Raw genomic sequence first — 17,324 nt, forward strand, 5'->3', positions numbered from 1 at the left:
TAAAGGTGGGGTTTTTGCGTTTCTGTCTTCACCTATAAGTGAGAGCATCGAATGTTTCGGAGCGTAAGAAGCGCTTGACAACAGCGTGTTGTTACCCCATAATCGATAGTTCTCTGCGGAGGGGTGCCCGAGTGGCTAAAGGGGGCAGACTGTAAATCTGTTGGCTTACGCCTACGTTGGTTCGAATCCAACCTCCTCCACCAGAATTCAAGCGGTAAGGGAATCCAGCCCTCGCGGGTGTAGCTCAATGGTAGAGCAGAAGCCTTCCAAGCTTATGACGAGGGTTCGATTCCCTTCACCCGCTCCAGTACCTGTTTTGTAGTGCCCATGTGGCTCAGTGGTAGAGCACTCCCTTGGTAAGGGAGAGGTCGGCAGTTCGATCCTGCCCATGGGCACCAGTTGTATCAGTCTAGTAAGTTGCGCGCGGCGCAAGGTGCGAAAATCCTGTTAGGAGTCGAAAATGGCCAAAGGTAAATTCGAGCGGACCAAGCCGCACGTGAACGTGGGCACGATCGGTCACGTTGACCACGGCAAGACCACGCTGACGGCAGCGATCACGACGGTTCTCACGCAGAAGTTCGGCGGCGAAGCGAAGGCGTACGACCAGATCGACGCCGCGCCGGAAGAAAAGGCGCGTGGTATCACCATCAACACCGCGCACGTCGAGTACGAAACGGCTAACCGCCACTACGCACACGTCGACTGCCCGGGCCACGCTGACTATGTGAAGAACATGATCACGGGCGCGGCACAGATGGACGGCGCAATCCTGGTGTGCTCGGCCGCTGACGGCCCGATGCCGCAAACGCGCGAGCACATCCTGCTGGCCCGTCAGGTTGGCGTGCCGTACATCATCGTGTTCCTGAACAAGTGCGACATGGTGGACGACGCCGAGCTGCTCGAGCTCGTCGAAATGGAAGTGCGCGAGCTTCTGTCGAAGTACGACTTCCCGGGCGACGACACGCCGATCATCAAGGGTTCGGCCAAGCTGGCGCTGGAAGGCGACAAGGGCGAGCTGGGCGAAGTGGCGATCATGAACCTGGCCGACGCGCTGGATTCGTACATCCCGACGCCGGAGCGCGCAGTTGACGGTTCGTTCCTGATGCCGGTGGAAGACGTGTTCTCGATCTCGGGTCGTGGCACGGTGGTGACGGGTCGTATCGAGCGCGGCGTGGTGAAGGTCGGCGAGGAAATCGAAATCGTCGGTATCAAGCCGACGGTGAAGACGACCTGCACGGGCGTGGAAATGTTCCGCAAGCTGCTCGACCAAGGTCAGGCAGGCGACAACGTCGGTATCCTGCTGCGCGGCACGAAGCGTGAAGACGTGGAGCGCGGCCAAGTGCTGTCGAAGCCGGGTTCGATCACGCCGCACACGCACTTCACGGCTGAAGTGTACGTGCTGAGCAAGGACGAAGGCGGCCGTCACACGCCGTTCTTCAACAACTACCGTCCGCAGTTCTACTTCCGTACGACGGACGTGACGGGCTCGATCGAGCTGCCGAAGGACAAGGAAATGGTGATGCCGGGCGACAACGTGTCGATCACGGTGAAGCTGATCGCTCCGATCGCCATGGAAGAAGGTCTGCGCTTCGCCATTCGCGAAGGCGGCCGTACCGTCGGCGCCGGTGTCGTGGCAAAGATTATCGAGTAAGAGCCAGAAATCTTCTCGATAGTTAGTGGTTTCGGGGTCGGCGAAGTCCGTCGACCCCAAATGGTTTAGGGGTATAGCTCAACTGGCAGAGCGTCGGTCTCCAAAACCGAAGGTTGGGGGTTCGATTCCCTCTGCCCCTGCCAACTTCTCGCGCCAAGTGGCGCTGTTTAAGGTGTTATGGCGAATCCTTCCGTCGAAACTGTAAATACTTCCGGCGACAAGTTAATGTTGGTGGCGGGCGTATTGTTGGTCTTGGCCGGGTTCGTTGGGTTCTTCTGGCTCTCTGGCCAAGAATGGTACGTCCGCGGCGCAGCGCTTGCTGTCGGTGCCATCGCGGGTGTCGCAGTCGGTCTTCTCTCTGCGCCGGGCAAAGGGTTCATCGCGTTCGCCAAGGACTCGTACAAGGAAGTCCGCAAGGTTGTCTGGCCAACTCGCAAAGAGGCCACTCAGACGACTCTGGTGGTCTTCGCGTTTGTTCTGATCATGGCCATTTTTCTTTGGCTTAGCGATAAGTCGATCGAATGGGTGATTTTCTCGGCGATTCTGGGTTGGAAATGATATGAGCGATACTCCGGCATCCCCGAGTGGAAAGCGTTGGTATGTGGTGCACGCCTACTCCGGCATGGAGAAGAGCGTGCAACGTGCGCTTCAGGAGCGCATCGACCGTGCGGGAATGCAAGATCAATTCGGTCAGATTCTTGTCCCGACGGAAGAAGTTGTTGAAGTGAAAGGTGGTCACAAGTCGGTCACGGAGCGTCGTTTCTTCCCGGGCTATGTCCTGGTCGAGATGGAAATGACGGACGAAACATGGCATCTGGTCAAGAATACGGCCAAGGTCACGGGTTTCGTCGGTGGCGCGCGTAACCGCCCGAGCCCCATCTCGCCGCGTGAAGTCGAAAAGATCATGTCGCAGATGCAGGAAGGCGTCGAAAAGCCGCGGCCGAAGACGCTGTTCGAGGTGGGCGAGATGGTCCGCGTGAAGGAAGGTCCGTTCACCGACTTCAATGGGAACGTCGAGGAAGTGAACTACGAAAAGTCTCGAGTTCGTGTCTCCGTCACGATTTTCGGGCGCTCGACACCTGTCGAACTCGAGTTCGGTCAGGTCGAAAAGCTCTAATTGAATTCATCGCGCGTGGCTTCCGAGTCATCGCGCGATTCGCGCTTACGGTCCGCATCATGACCGTTGAGGAGCGTCAGTAGCCGGCAACGGCAAACGCGCGCTATCACTCATCGGACGCTCACGCGTCCAGCAGAGGTTTTCAACATGGCAAAGAAAATCATCGGCTTTATCAAACTGCAGATTCCTGCAGGTAAAGCCAATCCGTCGCCGCCGGTCGGTCCGGCACTGGGCCAGCGTGGCCTGAACATCATGGAGTTCTGCAAGGCGTTTAACGCGCAGACTCAAGGTATGGAGCCGGGTCTGCCGGTGCCGGTCGTTATTACGGCATTTGCGGACAAGAGCTTCACCTTCATCATGAAGACGCCGCCGGCTACCGTTCTGATCAAGAAGGCTGCCGCGGTGCAAAAGGGTTCGAGCAAGCCGCACACCGACAAGGTCGGCAACATCACCCGCGCTCAAGCGGAAGAAATCGCGAAGACCAAGATGCCGGATCTTACGGCAGCTGATCTGGACGCCGCCGTGCGCACGATCGCCGGCAGCGCGCGTTCGATGGGCATCACTGTGGAGGGCGTGTAAATGGCTAAGCTTTCTAAGCGCCTTCAGGCATTCGCGAGCAAGGTTGATCGTCAAAAGCTGTACGCGATCGAAGACGCTCTGGCTCTCGTCAAGGAATGCGCGAGCGCGAAGTTTGACGAATCGATCGACGTCGCGGTTCAACTCGGCATCGACGCGAAGAAGTCGGACCAAGTCGTTCGTGGTTCCGTGGTTCTGCCGGCCGGTACCGGCAAGTCGGTTCGTGTGGCAGTGTTCGCGCAAGGCGACAAGGCCGAGCAAGCTCGTGCGGCTGGCGCAGACGTGGTCGGCATGGAAGACCTGGCCGAGCAAGTCAAGGCGGGCAATCTGAACTTTGACGTTGTGATCGCTTCGCCGGACACGATGCGTGTCGTCGGTACGTTGGGTCAGATCCTCGGTCCGCGTGGTCTCATGCCGAACCCGAAGGTCGGCACGGTTACCCCGGACGTCGCTCAAGCAGTCAAGAACGCAAAGGCGGGTCAGGTTCAGTTCCGCGTCGACAAGGCCGGTATCATCCACGGTACGATCGGTCGCGCATCTTTCGAGCCGGCATCGCTGCGTCAAAACCTGGCGGCGCTGATCGAAGCGCTGCAAAAGGCGAAGCCGGCGACGAGCAAGGGTGTGTATCTGCGCAAGATCGCTGTGTCGAGCACTATGGGCGTCGGCGTTCGCGTGGATCAAGCCACGCTGGCGCAACAGTAAGAATTTCTTGCGCGGCCGCAAGGTCGCGCTGTTAAGGGCTTTGGGCGGTTGCAAGATTGCGGTTCCGGGTCGAGCAACCGGTTGTCAAAGACCGTTGGTGGTGATGCAGCAGGCAGGCAGCACCTTAATTCAAGCCAACGCAGATGGCGAACCCGAAACAGTTTTGCAGTGGTTGAAGTCGGTTGTCGATCATCCTGAATGATCACCGATCGATCGAAATACTCCTAACAGTCGGACGCCGTTGTCGAACGTGGTGCATGAGGGTTGTGGCCCGAGTGCATCGAATCTGGAGGTTTAACCGTGCCACTGAACAAAGAAGATAAGCAGGCAGTCGTCGCTGAAGTCGCCGCGCAAGTCGCGAAGGCTCAGACGATGGTGCTCGCTGAGTATCGTGGGATCACGGTTGGCGATCTGACCAAGCTGCGCGCGAAAGCGCGTGAGCAACAGGTGTATCTGCGCGTGTTGAAGAACACGCTGGCGCGTCGCGCTGTCGAAGGTACCCCGTTCGCTCAGCTGGCTGAGCAGATGACTGGTCCTCTGATCTACGGCATCTCCGAAGATGCCATTGCCGCTGCCAAGGTCGTCAACGACTTCGGCAAGAGCAATGACAAGTTGATCATCAAGGCTGGTTCCTACGAAGGCAATGTGATGGACAAGGCAGGCGTGCAAGCGCTGGCCAACATCCCGAGCCGCGAAGAACTGCTCTCCAAGCTGCTGTTCGTCATGCAAGCACCTGTTTCCGGCTTCGCGCGCGCTTTGGCCGCGCTCGCCGAGAAGAAACAAGGCGAAGCTGCATAACGCACGCACTTGGGCACCAGTTGCTCAGTTAGGTATTAGCTAGATCGCTAGCTCGATCCGAATTCAATTTAGGAGTATTTCAAATGGCAATCGCAAAAGAAGACATCCTGGAAGCCGTTGGCTCGATGTCGGTTCTCGAACTGAACGAACTGGTCAAGGCGTTCGAAGAGAAGTTTGGCGTGTCGGCTGCTGCTGTCGCAGTTGCTGGCCCGGCTGGTGGCGGCGCAGCTGCTGCTGTCGAAGAGCAAACCGAATTCACCGTGAACCTGCTCGAAGTCGGCGCAAACAAGGTCTCCGTGATTAAGGCTGTTCGCGAACTGACGGGTCTCGGCCTGAAGGAAGCGAAGGATCTGGTCGACGGCGCACCGAAGCCCGTCAAGGAAGCGGTGCCGAAGGCTGCTGCTGAAGAAGCGAAGAAGAAGCTGGAAGAAGCAGGCGCGAAGGCTGAAATCAAGTAAGTTTCATTGCGCCGTGCGAAGGCTGGCGGTTTTCCACCGCCGGCCTTTTTGTGCTTTGTGGGGACTGAGTTTTTATGCCTGCCGGCAGGTATAAAAGTCCTCACAGAAGCCAAAGCGAACGGTCGGATCGGTATGAATTTCCGGCGGTTCGCTTTGTCTTCTGAAGCGACTGCAGAAGGCAAGTTTGGTCGGGTAGCGGGAAACACAGGCATCCGCTGCCGTCAGCCAGCGGTTGGTAGCGGCCAACCACCAAGCTTCTAGGCTCGCGCGTCCTCCCCGGACATGTGCGCGAGTCTCAGTCGGTGAACACCGGGCTGTGACACCGAGGTATCCCGCCTCGGTAACGCCCGCCGTGATTCGGAGATCGTATGCAATATTCCTTCACCGAGAAGAAGCGTATTCGCAAGAGTTTCGCGAAGCGCCCCATCGTTCACCAAGTTCCCTTTTTGCTGGCGACCCAGCTTGAATCATTCCAGACGTTTCTGCAAGCAGACACGTCGTCGTCGCAGCGCAAGTCAGAAGGCTTGCAGGCTGCGTTCACGTCTGTTTTCCCCATCGTTTCGCACAACGGCTTCGCGCGGCTCGAGTTCGTCAGCTACATGCTGTCGTCGCCCGCATTCAACATCAAGGAATGCCAGCAGCGCGGCCTGACGTACTGCTCGGCGTTGCGCGCAAAAGTGCGCCTGGTTCTGCTCGATAAGGAGTCGCCGAGCAAGCCGGTCGTCAAGGAAGTGAAAGAGCAGGAAGTCTACATGGGCGAAATTCCGCTCATGACGCCGACGGGTTCGTTCGTCATCAACGGAACCGAGCGCGTGATCGTGTCGCAGCTCCACCGTTCGCCTGGCGTGTTCTTCGAGCACGACAAGGGCAAGACGCACAGCTCCGGCAAGCTGCTGTTCTCGGCGCGGATCATTCCTTACCGTGGCTCGTGGCTCGATTTCGAATTCGACCCGAAGGACGTGCTGTATTTCCGCGTCGACCGTCGCCGCAAGATGCCGGTCACGATTCTGCTGAAAGCGATCGGCATGACGCCGGAACAGATCCTCGCGAACTTCTTCGTGTTCGACAACTTCGGCCTGATGAGCGAAGGCGCGCAAATGGAATTCGTTCCCGAGCGCCTGCGCGGTGAAGTCGCGCGTTTCGACATCCAGGATCGCGATGGCAATGTCATCGTCACGAAGGACAAGCGGATCAACGCGAAGCACATTCGCGACCTCGAAAACGCCAAGACGAAGTTCATCTCGGTGCCCGAGGAGTACCTGCTCGGCCGCGTGCTGGCGAAGAACGTGATCGACCCGGAAACGGGCGAAGTGATCGCGAACGCCAACGAGGAAATCACGGAAACGGTTCTCGAGAAGCTGCGCGAGGCGAAGGTCAAGGACATCCAGACGCTCTACACGAACGACCTGGACCAAGGGCCGTATATCTCGTCGACGCTGCGTATCGACGAAACCGCCGACAAGATGGCCGCGCGCATCGCGATTTATCGGATGATGCGTCCGGGCGAACCGCCGACCGAAGAAGCGGTCGAGGCGCTGTTCAACCGTCTGTTCTACAGCGAAGACGCGTACGACCTGTCGAAGGTCGGCCGTATGAAGTTCAACCGCCGTGTCGGTCGTGACGAAATCGTCGGCCCGATGACGCTGCAGGACGACGACATCCTCGCGACGATCAAGATCCTCGTCGAGTTGCGTAACGGCAAGGGCGAAGTGGACGACATCGACCACTTGGGCAATCGTCGCGTGCGTTGCGTCGGCGAACTCGCGGAGAACCAGTTCCGCGCGGGTCTCGTGCGCGTCGAGCGCGCGGTGAAGGAACGCCTCGGCCAGGCCGAAAGCGAAAACCTGATGCCGCACGACCTGATCAACTCGAAGCCGATTTCTTCGGCGATTCGCGAGTTCTTCGGTTCGTCGCAGCTTTCGCAGTTCATGGACCAGACCAACCCGCTGTCGGAAATCACGCACAAGCGTCGTGTTTCCGCACTGGGGCCGGGCGGTCTGACGCGCGAGCGCGCGGGCTTCGAAGTCCGCGACGTGCATCCGACGCACTATGGCCGCGTGTGCCCGATCGAAACGCCGGAAGGTCCGAACATCGGTCTGATCAACTCGCTGGCGCTGTATGCCCACCTGAACGAATACGGCTTCCTCGAAACGCCGTATCGCAAGGTTGTGGACAGCAAGGTGACCGACCAGATTGACTATCTGTCGGCAATCGAAGAAGGCCGTTACGTGATCGCTCAGGCGAACGCGGCAGTGGCCGACGACGGCACGCTGACCGACGAACTCGTGTCGTCGCGTGAAGCGGGCGAAACGCTGATGGTCACGCCGGACCGCATCCAGTACATGGACGTGGCGCCGTCGCAGATCGTGTCGGTGGCTGCATCGCTGATTCCGTTCCTCGAGCACGACGACGCGAACCGCGCGTTGATGGGTTCGAACATGCAACGTCAGGCTGTGCCGTGTCTGCGTCCGGAGAAACCGGTTGTCGGTACGGGCATTGAGCGTACGGTCGCGGTCGACTCGGGTACGACCGTGCAGGCGTTGCGTGGCGGTGTGGTGGATTACGTCGACGCGGGCCGTATCGTGATTCGCGTGAACGACGATGAAGCCGTTGCCGGCGACGTGGGCGTGGACATCTACAACCTGATCAAGTACACGCGTTCGAACCAGAACACGAACATCAACCAGCGTCCGATCGCGAAGGTTGGCGACAAGGTTTCGCGCGGCGACGTGCTGGCCGACGGCGCCTCGACGGATCTGGGCGAGCTCGCGCTCGGCCAGAACATGCTGGTCGCGTTTATGCCGTGGAACGGCTACAACTTCGAAGACTCGATCCTGATCTCGGAGAAGGTCGTCGCGGACGATCGCTACACGTCGATCCACATCGAAGAGTTGAACGTCGTTGCTCGCGACACGAAGCTCGGACCGGAAGAAATCACGCGCGACATTTCGAACCTCGCGGAAGTGCAGCTTGGCCGTCTCGACGAGTCGGGCATCGTGTACATCGGCGCAGAAGTGGAAGCGGGCGACGTGCTGGTCGGCAAGGTCACGCCGAAGGGCGAAACTCAACTGACGCCGGAAGAAAAGCTGCTGCGCGCGATTTTTGGCGAGAAGGCATCGGACGTGAAGGATACGTCGCTGCGCGTGCCGTCGGGCATGAGCGGCACGGTCATCGACGTGCAGGTGTTCACGCGCGAAGGCATCACGCGTGACAAGCGCGCGCAACAGATCATCGACGACGAACTGAAGCGCTATCGCCTCGACCTGAACGACCAGCTTCGTATCGTGGAAGGCGATGCGTTCCAGCGTCTCGCACGCATGCTGAACGGCAAGGTCGCGAACGGCGGTCCGAAGAAGCTCGCGAAGGGCACGAAGATCGACCTCCCGTACCTCGAAGATCTCGACCACTACCACTGGTTCGACATCCGCCTCGCGGACGAAGAAGCAGCGGCGCAGCTGGAAGCGATCAAGGACTCGATCGAGCAGAAGCGTCACCAGTTCGACCTCGCATTCGAAGAGAAGCGCAAGAAGCTCACGCAAGGCGACGAACTGCCGCCGGGCGTGCTGAAGATGGTCAAGGTGTATCTCGCCGTGAAGCGTCGTCTGCAGCCTGGCGACAAGATGGCGGGCCGTCACGGTAACAAGGGTGTCGTGTCGAAGATCGTGCCGATCGAAGACATGCCGTACATGGCCGATGGCCGTCCGGCCGACGTCGTGCTGAATCCGCTCGGCGTGCCGTCGCGGATGAACGTGGGTCAGATTCTCGAAGTGCATCTGGGCTGGGCCGCGAAGGGTCTCGGCTGGCGTATCGGCGAAATGCTGGCGCGTCAGACGAAGATCGAGGAACTGCGCCAGTTCCTGACGAAGATCTACAACGAGTCGGGCCGCAAGGAAGAGCTGGAAAGCTTCTCCGATGACGAAATCTTCGAACTCGCGAAGAACCTGCGCGAAGGCGTGCCGTTCGCAACGCCGGTGTTCGATGGCGCGACCGAAGAGGAAATGGGGCGTGCGCTCGATCTGGCGTATCCGGACGACATCGCCACGAACCTCGGCATGAACTCGTCGAAGAATCAGGTTCAGCTGCACGATGGTCGCACCGGCGAGCCGTTCGAGCGGAAGGTCACGGTCGGATACATGCACTACCTGAAGCTGCACCACTTGGTCGACGACAAGATGCACGCCCGTTCGACCGGTCCGTACTCGCTCGTCACGCAGCAGCCGCTGGGTGGTAAGGCACAGTTCGGTGGTCAGCGCTTCGGTGAGATGGAAGTGTGGGCGCTCGAGGCGTATGGCGCATCGTATGTGCTGCAGGAAATGCTGACGGTCAAGTCGGACGACGTGACGGGCCGGACCAAGGTTTATGAGAACCTGGTCAAGGGCGATCACGTGATCGACGCGGGCATGCCGGAATCCTTCAACGTGTTGGTGAAGGAAATCCGCTCGCTCGGTATTGATATCGATCTGGACCGCAACTAATCGGACTACGGAGAGAAAGCAATGAAAGCTCTGCTCGATCTATTCAAGCAAGTCCAACAAGAAGAAGTTTTTGATGCGATCAAGATCGGCCTCGCGTCGCCCGACAAGATTCGTTCTTGGTCGTTCGGTGAAGTGAAGAAGCCTGAGACCATCAACTACCGCACGTTCAAGCCGGAGCGGGATGGTCTGTTCTGCGCGAAGATTTTTGGTCCGATCAAGGACTACGAATGCCTTTGCGGCAAGTACAAGCGCCTGAAGCACCGTGGCGTGATCTGCGAGAAGTGCGGCGTCGAAGTGACGCTGGCGAAGGTGCGTCGCGAACGGATGGGCCACATCGAACTGGCCTCGCCGGTCGCGCACATCTGGTTCCTGAAGTCGCTGCCGTCGCGTCTGGGCATGGTGCTCGACATGACGCTGCGCGACATCGAGCGCGTGCTGTACTTCGAAGCGTACGTGGTCATCGATCCGGGCATGACGCCGCTGAAAGCGCGGCAGATCATGACCGAAGAGGATTACTACAACAAGGTCGAAGAGTACGGTGACGAATTCCGTGCCGAGATGGGCGCGGAAGGCGTGCGCGAGTTGCTGCGCGCGATCAACATCGACGAACAGGTCGAGATGCTGCGCACCGAACTCAAGAACACGGGTTCGGAAGCGAAGATCAAGAAGTACGCGAAGCGCCTGAAAGTGCTCGAAGCATTCCAACGTTCGGGCATCAAGCCTGACTGGATGGTGCTCGAAGTGCTGCCGGTGCTGCCGCCGGAACTGCGTCCGCTGGTGCCGCTGGATGGCGGCCGTTTCGCGACGTCGGATCTGAACGACCTGTATCGCCGCGTGATCAACCGTAACAACCGGTTGAAGCGTCTGCTCGAACTGAAGGCGCCTGAAATCATCGTCCGCAACGAAAAGCGGATGCTGCAGGAAGCCGTCGATTCGCTGCTCGACAATGGCCGTCGCGGCAAGGCGATGACCGGCGCGAACAAGCGTCCGCTGAAGTCGCTCGCCGACATGATCAAGGGTAAGGGCGGCCGTTTCCGTCAGAACCTGCTCGGTAAGCGTGTCGACTACTCGGGCCGTTCGGTGATCGTGGTGGGTCCGACGCTCAAGCTGCATCAGTGCGGTCTGCCGAAGCTGATGGCGCTCGAACTGTTCAAGCCTTTCATCTTCAACAAGCTGGAAGTGATGGGCGTCGCGACGACCATCAAGGCCGCGAAGAAGGAAGTCGAGAACCAGACGGCGGTGGTGTGGGACATCCTCGAAGAGGTGATCCGCGAGCATCCGGTGATGCTGAACCGTGCGCCTACGCTTCACCGACTCGGCATTCAGGCTTTCGAGCCGGTGCTGATCGAAGGCAAGGCGATTCAGCTCCACCCGCTCGTCTGCGCGGCATTCAACGCCGACTTCGACGGTGACCAGATGGCCGTTCACGTGCCGCTGTCGCTCGAAGCTCAGATGGAAGCGCGCACGCTGATGCTGGCGTCGAACAACGTCCTGTTCCCGGCGAACGGCGATCCGTCGATCGTGCCGTCGCAGGATATCGTGCTGGGCCTTTACTACGCGTCGCGTGAAGCGATCAACGGCAAGGGCGAAGGCATGACGTTCACGGGCGTGTCGGAGGTGATCCGCGCGTACGAGAACAAGGAAGTCGAGCTGGCTTCGCGCGTCAACGTGCGTATCACCGAAATGGTGGCGAACGAGGACACGAGCGAAGGCGCGCCGGCGTTCGTGCCGAAGATCTCGCTGTATGCGACGACCGTTGGCCGTTCGATCCTGTCGGAGATTCTGCCGCCGGGACTGCCGTTCACGGTGCTGAACAAGCCGCTGAAGAAGAAGGAAATCTCGCGCCTGATCAACACGGCGTTCCGCAAGTGCGGTTTGCGCGAGACGGTGATTTTCGCCGACCAGCTGATGCAGATGGGCTTCCGCCTCGCAACGCGCGCCGGCATCTCGATTTGCGTGGACGACATGCTCGTGCCGCCGCAGAAAGAGACGATCGTCGGCGACGCCGCGAAGAAGGTGAAGGAGTACGACCGTCAGTACATGTCGGGTCTCGTCACCGCGCAGGAACGCTACAACAACGTGGTCGACATCTGGTCGGCGACGTCGGAAAGCGTCGGCAAGGCGATGATGGAGCAGCTCGCGACGGAACCCGTCACCGACCGTGACGGCAACGAAACGAAGCAGGAGTCGTTCAACTCCATCTACATGATGGCCGACTCGGGCGCTCGTGGTTCTGCGGTGCAGATTCGTCAGCTGGCCGGTATGCGCGGCCTGATGGCGAAGCCGGACGGCTCGATTATCGAGACGCCGATTACCGCGAACTTCCGCGAAGGCCTGAACGTGTTGCAGTACTTCATCTCGACCCACGGCGCTCGTAAAGGTCTGGCGGATACGGCACTGAAGACCGCGAACTCGGGTTACCTGACGCGTCGTCTCGTCGACGTGACGCAGGATCTGGTTGTCGTCGAGGACGATTGCGGCACGTCGAACGGCGTGGCGATGAAGGCGTTGGTGGAAGGCGGTGAAGTCGTCGAAGCGCTGCGTGACCGTATTCTCGGTCGCGTCGCGGTGGCGGACGTCGTCAATCCGGAAACGCAGGAAACGCTGTACGCGTCGGGCGATCTGCTCGACGAAGACGCGGTCGAGGAAATCGAACGCCTCGGCATCGACGAAGTGCGCGTGCGCACGCCGTTGACCTGCGAAACGCGCTATGGCCTGTGCGCCGCGTGCTACGGCCGTGACCTCGGCCGCGGTTCGCGCGTGAACGTCGGTGAGGCAGTCGGCGTGATCGCTGCTCAGTCGATCGGCGAGCCGGGCACGCAGTTGACGATGCGTACGTTCCACATCGGTGGTGCGGCATCGCGTGCGGCGGTTGCTTCGACGGTCGAAGCGAAGAGCAACGGCACGGTGCGCTTCACGGCAACGATGCGTTACGTCACCAACGCGAAGGGCGAGCAGGTCGTCATCTCGCGTTCGGGCGAGGCGATCATCGCGGACGACTTCGGTCGCGAGCGTGAGCGTCACAAGGTGCCGTACGGCGCGACGCTGCTGCAACTCGACGGCGCGCAGATCAAGGCCGGTGCGCAACTGGCGCAATGGGATCCGCTGACGCGTCCGATCATCACCGAGTGGGGCGGTACGGTGAAGTTCGAAAACGTCGAGGAAGGCGTGACGGTTGCGAAGCAGATCGACGACGTGACCGGTCTTTCGACCCTGGTCGTGATCGACGTGAAGCGTCGCGGCTCGCAAGCTTCGAAGAGCGTGCGTCCGCAGGTGAAACTGCTCGACGCGAACGGCGAGGAAGTGAAGATCCCGAACACCGAGCATTCGGTGCAGATCGGCTTCCAGGTCGGCGCACTGATCACCGTGAAGGATGGTCAGCAAGTGCAGGTTGGTGAAGTGCTGGCACGTATCCCGGTTGAAGCGCAGAAGACGCGTGACATTACCGGTGGTCTGCCGCGCGTGGCCGAACTGTTCGAAGCGCGCTCGCCGAAGGACGCCGGTATTCTGGCGGAAGTCACGGGCACGACGTCGTTCGGTAAGGACACGAAGGGCAAGCAGCGTCTCGTCATCACGGATCTCGAAGGCAATCAGCACGAGTTCCTGATCGCGAAGGAAAAGCAGGTGCTGGTGCACGATGGTCAGGTCGTCAACAAGGGCGAAATGATCGTCGACGGCCCTGCCGATCCGCACGACATCCTGCGTCTGCAGGGTATCGAGGCGCTGTCGCGCTACATCGTGGACGAAGTGCAGGACGTGTACCGTCTGCAGGGCGTGAAGATCAACGACAAGCACATTGAAGTGATCGTGCGTCAGATGCTGCGTCGTGTGCAGATCGTCGACAACGGCGATACGCGCTTCATCCCGGGCGAGCAGGTCGAGCGTTCGGACATGCTGGACGAAAACGACAAGATGATCGCGGAAGACAAGCGTCCGGCGTCGTACGACAACGTGCTGCTCGGTATCACGAAGGCATCGCTGTCGACCGATTCGTTCATCTCGGCGGCGTCGTTCCAGGAAACGACCCGCGTGCTGACCGAAGCGGCGATCATGGGCAAGCGCGACGATCTGCGTGGCCTGAAGGAAAACGTGATCGTCGGCCGTCTGATTCCGGCCGGTACGGGTCTCGCGTTCCACAAGGCACGCAAGGCGAAGGAATCGTCGGATCGCGAGCGTTTCGACCAGATCGCGGCCGAAGAGGCATTCGACTTTGGTACGCCGGAAACCCCGGCGGCGGAGCAGCAGCAGCCGCATACCAACGAGTAAGCGTCATTCGCTCGTCGTAGCCACGAACCGCTCAGCTTCGGCTGAGCGGTTTTTTTTCGTCTGTCGATTCCGCCTCGTTGCCTCCGTCATTTGGCTAACGCGCATTCTTGCGCGTCGGCGCGCGTGGATGCGTTGGTAGAATTCGTTATCTCTCATCGCAGTACGCACCCGTCTTCCATGTCCCGCCCACTCGAAATACTCAACGAAATCTTCGGCTATCCCGCATTTCGCGGACAACAGGCGGAGATCGTCGAGCATGTCGCGAACGGCGGCGATTCGCTCGTTCTCATGCCAACGGGCGGCGGCAAGTCGCTGTGCTATCAGATACCGTCCCTCGTGCGCAGCGAGGCCGGGCTCGGCGCGGGCATCGTGGTGTCCCCACTGATCGCGCTGATGCAGGATCAGGTCGCGGCCCTCAAGGAAGTCGGCGTGCGCGCCGCATATCTGAATTCGACCTTGTCGGGCGCCGAGGCCGCGGCCACCGAGCGCGCGCTGCGCGATGGCGACATCGATCTCCTTTACGTCGCGCCCGAACGACTGATGACGCCGCGCTTTCTCGAACTGCTCGAACGCGCGCGCGTCGGACTTTTCGCCATCGATGAAGCGCACTGTGTGTCGCAATGGGGGCACGATTTCCGCCCCGAGTACATTCAGCTTTCGGTGCTGCACGAGCGGTTTCCGGATGTCCCGCGCATCGCGCTCACCGCTACTGCCGACGCGATCACGCGCGATGAAATCGTCCATCGGCTCGCGCTGGACGATGCGCGCATCTTCGTTTCCAGTTTCGACCGGCCGAACATTCGGTATCGCATCGTCGAGAAGGACAACGCGCGCTCGCAGCTGCTCGATTTCATCCGGGCCGAGCACACGAACAAGGACGGCACGACCGATGCGGGCGTGGTGTACTGTCTGTCGCGGCGCAAGGTCGAAGAAACCGCGGAGTGGATGAAGGGCCAGGGCATTCGCGCGCTGCCGTACCACGCCGGCATGGAGTTCGAGACGCGCCAAAAGCATCAGGAGATGTTTCAGCGCGAGGAGGGCGTCGTCATGTGCGCGACGATCGCGTTCGGCATGGGCATCGACAAGCCGGACGTGCGCTTTGTCGCGCATCTGGATTTGCCGAAGAGCGTCGAGGGCTATTACCAGGAAACGGGGCGCGCCGGCCGCGACGGTCTACCGGCGAACGCGTGGATGGCGTACGGACTGGGCGACGTCGTGCAGCAGCGCAAGATGATCGACGAATCCGAAGCCGACGACGCACACAAGCGCGTGCAGACCGGCAAACTCGATGCGCTGCTGGGTCTGTGCGAGGTGGCGTCGTGTCGTCGCGTGCGTCTGCTTGCGTACTTTGGTGAGAGCAGCAAGCCGTGCGGCAACTGCGATACGTGTCTCGAGCCGCCCGCGTCCTTCGATGCCACACGCGAGGCGCAAATGGCGCTGTCGTGCGTGTATCGCGCGCAGAAGGCGAGCGGATTTCGTTTTGGCGCGGGCCATCTCATCGATATCCTGCGCGGCACCCGCAGCGAGAAAGTCCTGCAGCGCGGACACGAGAAGATTTCAACCTTCGGTGTCGGCGCCGCGCTTTCCGAACCCGAGTGGCGCGCGGTGTTCCGGCAACTCGTGGCGTTCGGCTATCTCGCCGTCGATCACGACGGTTTTGGCGCGCTCGTGCTGACCGACGCCAGCAAGCCTGTCCTGAAGGGCGAAGAGCACGTCACGTTGCGCAAATACGTAAAGCCGACTCGAGCACGTCAGTCTTCCAGTCGAACCGGCGAGCGCGCGGATCCGACCGCCGGCATGTCAGCGCGCGAAAAGGCCCGTTGGGAGCGACTGCGCAGTTGGCGCGCGGAGACCGCGAAGAGCGACGGTGTGCCGGCCTACGTCATTTTCCATGACGCCACGCTCGCCGAGATCGTCCGCAGCGATCCCGATACGATCGACGATCTGCGCCACATTCCTGGCATCGGCGTGCGCAAACTGGAACGCTTCGGTGACGAATTGCTCGCCGTCGTCGGTTCCGATTGATGCCACGCATGCGAAAAGCCCTCGAAATTGTCGCAACGTATTGACCCGATTGCGATTTTCGGAATATCATGCTTGGTTCTCGTTCTTGGTCCGCCTTCGGAACCGGCCTAGCGCCGGGTGCAAAAAGCGGAATTCATCGGCGAGATCGTCAAACGCGCAATTGTCTTCGCTTTGCCCGAAAGAATTGCGCGGATTCTGTTCATTTTTAGGATTAAACAATGCCAACCATCAATCAACTGGTTCGCAAAGGCCGCGCGTCGGAAACGACGAAGAGCAAGTCGCCGGCCCTGCAGGACTGCCCTCAGCGTCGTGGCGTGTGCACTCGCGTGTACACCACGACGCCGAAGAAGCCGAACTCGGCACTTCGTAAAGTTGCAAAGGTTCGTCTGACGAACGGCTTCGAAGTCATTTCGTACATCGGCGGTGAAGGCCACAACCTGCAAGAGCACTCGGTTGTGCTGATCCGCGGCGGCCGTGTGAAGGACTTGCCGGGTGTGCGTTACCACATGGTTCGCGGCTCGCTGGACACCCAGGGCGTCAAGGACCGTAAGCAAGCTCGCTCGAAGTACGGTGCAAAGCGCGCGAAGGCCGGTAAGTAAGTCTCGGTCAAAAGTAAGAGTCAGGTCGCCGCAAGGCGGTTTAGGCGATGGTGCCGGAAGTGCCGGTGCTGTCGAGTAAGTGGTCACCCGGCCAAGCTGGTTTAGTCGAATAGATGGATCGGGTTTGTTGGTGGCCGCGGAGTTGAAGGCCAACTCCAACTGAAAAAGTAAAGGAAGAATCATGCCGCGTCGTCGCGAAGTCCCCAAGCGGGAAGTGTTGCCGGATCCGAAGTTCGGTAACGTAGATGTAGCCAAGTTCATGAACGTGCTGATGCTCTCCGGCAAGAAGTCGGTTGCCGAGCGTATCGTGTACGGCGCTTTTGAACAGATCCAGACCAAGGGTGGCAAGGACCCGCTGGAAGTGTTCACGGTTGCGCTCAACAACGTGAAGCCGGTGGTCGAAGTGAAGAGCCGTCGCGTTGGTGGTGCCAACTATCAGGTTCCGGTCGAAGTGCGTCCCTCGCGTCGTATGGCATTGGCGATGCGTTGGTTGCGTGAAGCCGCGAAGAAGCGCAGCGAAAAGTCGATGGCCCTGCGTCTGGCAGGTGAACTCTCCGAAGCGGCTGAAGGCCGCGGCGGCGCGATGAAGAAGCGCGACGAAGTTCACCGCATGGCAGAGGCCAACAAGGCATTCTCGCACTTCCGTTTCTAAGCTCC

Annotated in this window: 12 protein-coding genes and 4 tRNA genes; all 16 read left to right on the forward strand. The window is 60.0% G+C overall.

Translation table 11 applies throughout. From position 1 onward, the window contains the following. The first annotated feature begins 117 nt into the window (after positions 1-117). The 16 genes from PQR08_RS24255 (at position 118) to rpsG (ending at position 17,319) form a co-directional block, all read left to right on the forward strand. Positions 118-203 (forward strand) — tRNA-Tyr (locus tag PQR08_RS24255). Between the two features lie 30 nt (positions 204-233). After that, positions 234-307, forward strand: a tRNA-Gly gene (locus PQR08_RS24260). A gap of 16 nt (positions 308-323) precedes the next feature. Further along, positions 324-398 (forward strand) — tRNA-Thr (locus PQR08_RS24265). 62 nt (positions 399-460) lie between these two features. Beyond that, complete coding sequence (tuf, locus tag PQR08_RS24270; protein ID WP_250484237.1) at positions 461-1,651, forward strand: elongation factor Tu; 1,191 nt, start codon at positions 461-463, stop codon at positions 1,649-1,651. Between the two features lie 67 nt (positions 1,652-1,718). Further along, positions 1,719-1,794, forward strand: a tRNA-Trp gene (locus PQR08_RS24275). 34 nt (positions 1,795-1,828) lie between these two features. Next, positions 1,829-2,209: a preprotein translocase subunit SecE gene (secE, locus tag PQR08_RS24280; protein WP_408162516.1), complete on the forward strand. Its 381-nt coding sequence runs from the start codon at positions 1,829-1,831 to the stop codon at positions 2,207-2,209. Position 2,210: 1 nt separating this feature from the next. Then, on the forward strand, positions 2,211-2,768 hold the full coding sequence (nusG, locus tag PQR08_RS24285; protein WP_187609765.1) for a transcription termination/antitermination protein NusG: 558 nt from the start codon (positions 2,211-2,213) through the stop codon (positions 2,766-2,768). Positions 2,769-2,915: 147 nt separating this feature from the next. Then, entirely contained in the window at positions 2,916-3,347 is a 432-nt protein-coding gene (gene rplK, locus PQR08_RS24290; protein WP_008343796.1) for a 50S ribosomal protein L11, read from the forward strand. Beyond that, positions 3,348-4,046 carry a 50S ribosomal protein L1 gene (gene rplA / locus PQR08_RS24295; protein WP_238295825.1) on the forward strand — a complete coding sequence of 233 codons (699 nt, stop codon included), beginning with the start codon at positions 3,348-3,350 and terminating at the stop codon, positions 4,044-4,046. 300 nt (positions 4,047-4,346) lie between these two features. Next, positions 4,347-4,844: a 50S ribosomal protein L10 gene (rplJ, locus tag PQR08_RS24300; protein ID WP_408162519.1), complete on the forward strand. Its 498-nt coding sequence runs from the start codon at positions 4,347-4,349 to the stop codon at positions 4,842-4,844. A gap of 83 nt (positions 4,845-4,927) precedes the next feature. Then, positions 4,928-5,302, forward strand: a complete 375-nt coding sequence (gene rplL, locus PQR08_RS24305) for a 50S ribosomal protein L7/L12 (protein WP_035511392.1) — start codon at positions 4,928-4,930, stop codon at positions 5,300-5,302. A 368-nt stretch (positions 5,303-5,670) separates the two neighbouring features. Beyond that, a complete protein-coding gene (rpoB, locus tag PQR08_RS24310) occupies positions 5,671-9,777 on the forward strand; it encodes a DNA-directed RNA polymerase subunit beta (RefSeq protein WP_035511394.1) in 4,107 nt (1,368 codons plus the stop codon). A 21-nt stretch (positions 9,778-9,798) separates the two neighbouring features. Continuing rightward, the gene (gene rpoC, locus PQR08_RS24315) at positions 9,799-14,043 is read left to right on the forward strand and encodes a DNA-directed RNA polymerase subunit beta' (protein WP_187609762.1); all 4,245 of its coding nucleotides are present in this window, start codon (positions 9,799-9,801) and stop codon (positions 14,041-14,043) included. 177 nt (positions 14,044-14,220) lie between these two features. Further along, complete coding sequence (gene recQ / locus PQR08_RS24320) at positions 14,221-16,068, forward strand: DNA helicase RecQ (RefSeq protein WP_408162521.1); 1,848 nt, start codon at positions 14,221-14,223, stop codon at positions 16,066-16,068. A gap of 218 nt (positions 16,069-16,286) precedes the next feature. Then, entirely contained in the window at positions 16,287-16,667 is a 381-nt protein-coding gene (gene rpsL, locus PQR08_RS24325; RefSeq protein WP_006998493.1) for a 30S ribosomal protein S12, read from the forward strand. Positions 16,668-16,848: 181 nt separating this feature from the next. After that, positions 16,849-17,319, forward strand: coding sequence for a 30S ribosomal protein S7 (gene rpsG / locus PQR08_RS24330; protein WP_006053291.1), 471 nt, complete (start codon positions 16,849-16,851; stop codon positions 17,317-17,319). The last annotated feature ends 5 nt before the right edge of the window (positions 17,320-17,324 follow it).

The organism is Caballeronia jiangsuensis, from assembly GCF_046030135.1.
GTDB lineage: Bacteria > Pseudomonadota > Gammaproteobacteria > Burkholderiales > Burkholderiaceae > Caballeronia > Caballeronia jiangsuensis.

Excerpts from the sequence above, each read along its gene's own strand:
- tuf (WP_250484237.1), top strand. The coding sequence starts at position 461 with ATGGCCAAAGGTAAATTCGAGCGGACCAAGCCGCACGTGAACGTGGGC.
- secE (WP_408162516.1), top strand. The coding sequence starts at position 1,829 with ATGGCGAATCCTTCCGTCGAAACTGTAAATACTTCCGGCGACAAGTTA.
- nusG (WP_187609765.1), top strand. The coding sequence starts at position 2,211 with ATGAGCGATACTCCGGCATCCCCGAGTGGAAAGCGTTGGTATGTGGTG.
- rplK (WP_008343796.1), top strand. The coding sequence starts at position 2,916 with ATGGCAAAGAAAATCATCGGCTTTATCAAACTGCAGATTCCTGCAGGT.
- rplA (WP_238295825.1), top strand. The coding sequence starts at position 3,348 with ATGGCTAAGCTTTCTAAGCGCCTTCAGGCATTCGCGAGCAAGGTTGAT.
- rplL (WP_035511392.1), top strand. The coding sequence starts at position 4,928 with ATGGCAATCGCAAAAGAAGACATCCTGGAAGCCGTTGGCTCGATGTCG.
- rpoB (WP_035511394.1), top strand. The coding sequence starts at position 5,671 with ATGCAATATTCCTTCACCGAGAAGAAGCGTATTCGCAAGAGTTTCGCG.
- rpoC (WP_187609762.1), top strand. The coding sequence starts at position 9,799 with ATGAAAGCTCTGCTCGATCTATTCAAGCAAGTCCAACAAGAAGAAGTT.
- recQ (WP_408162521.1), top strand. The coding sequence starts at position 14,221 with ATGTCCCGCCCACTCGAAATACTCAACGAAATCTTCGGCTATCCCGCA.
- rpsL (WP_006998493.1), top strand. The coding sequence starts at position 16,287 with ATGCCAACCATCAATCAACTGGTTCGCAAAGGCCGCGCGTCGGAAACG.
- rpsG (WP_006053291.1), top strand. The coding sequence starts at position 16,849 with ATGCCGCGTCGTCGCGAAGTCCCCAAGCGGGAAGTGTTGCCGGATCCG.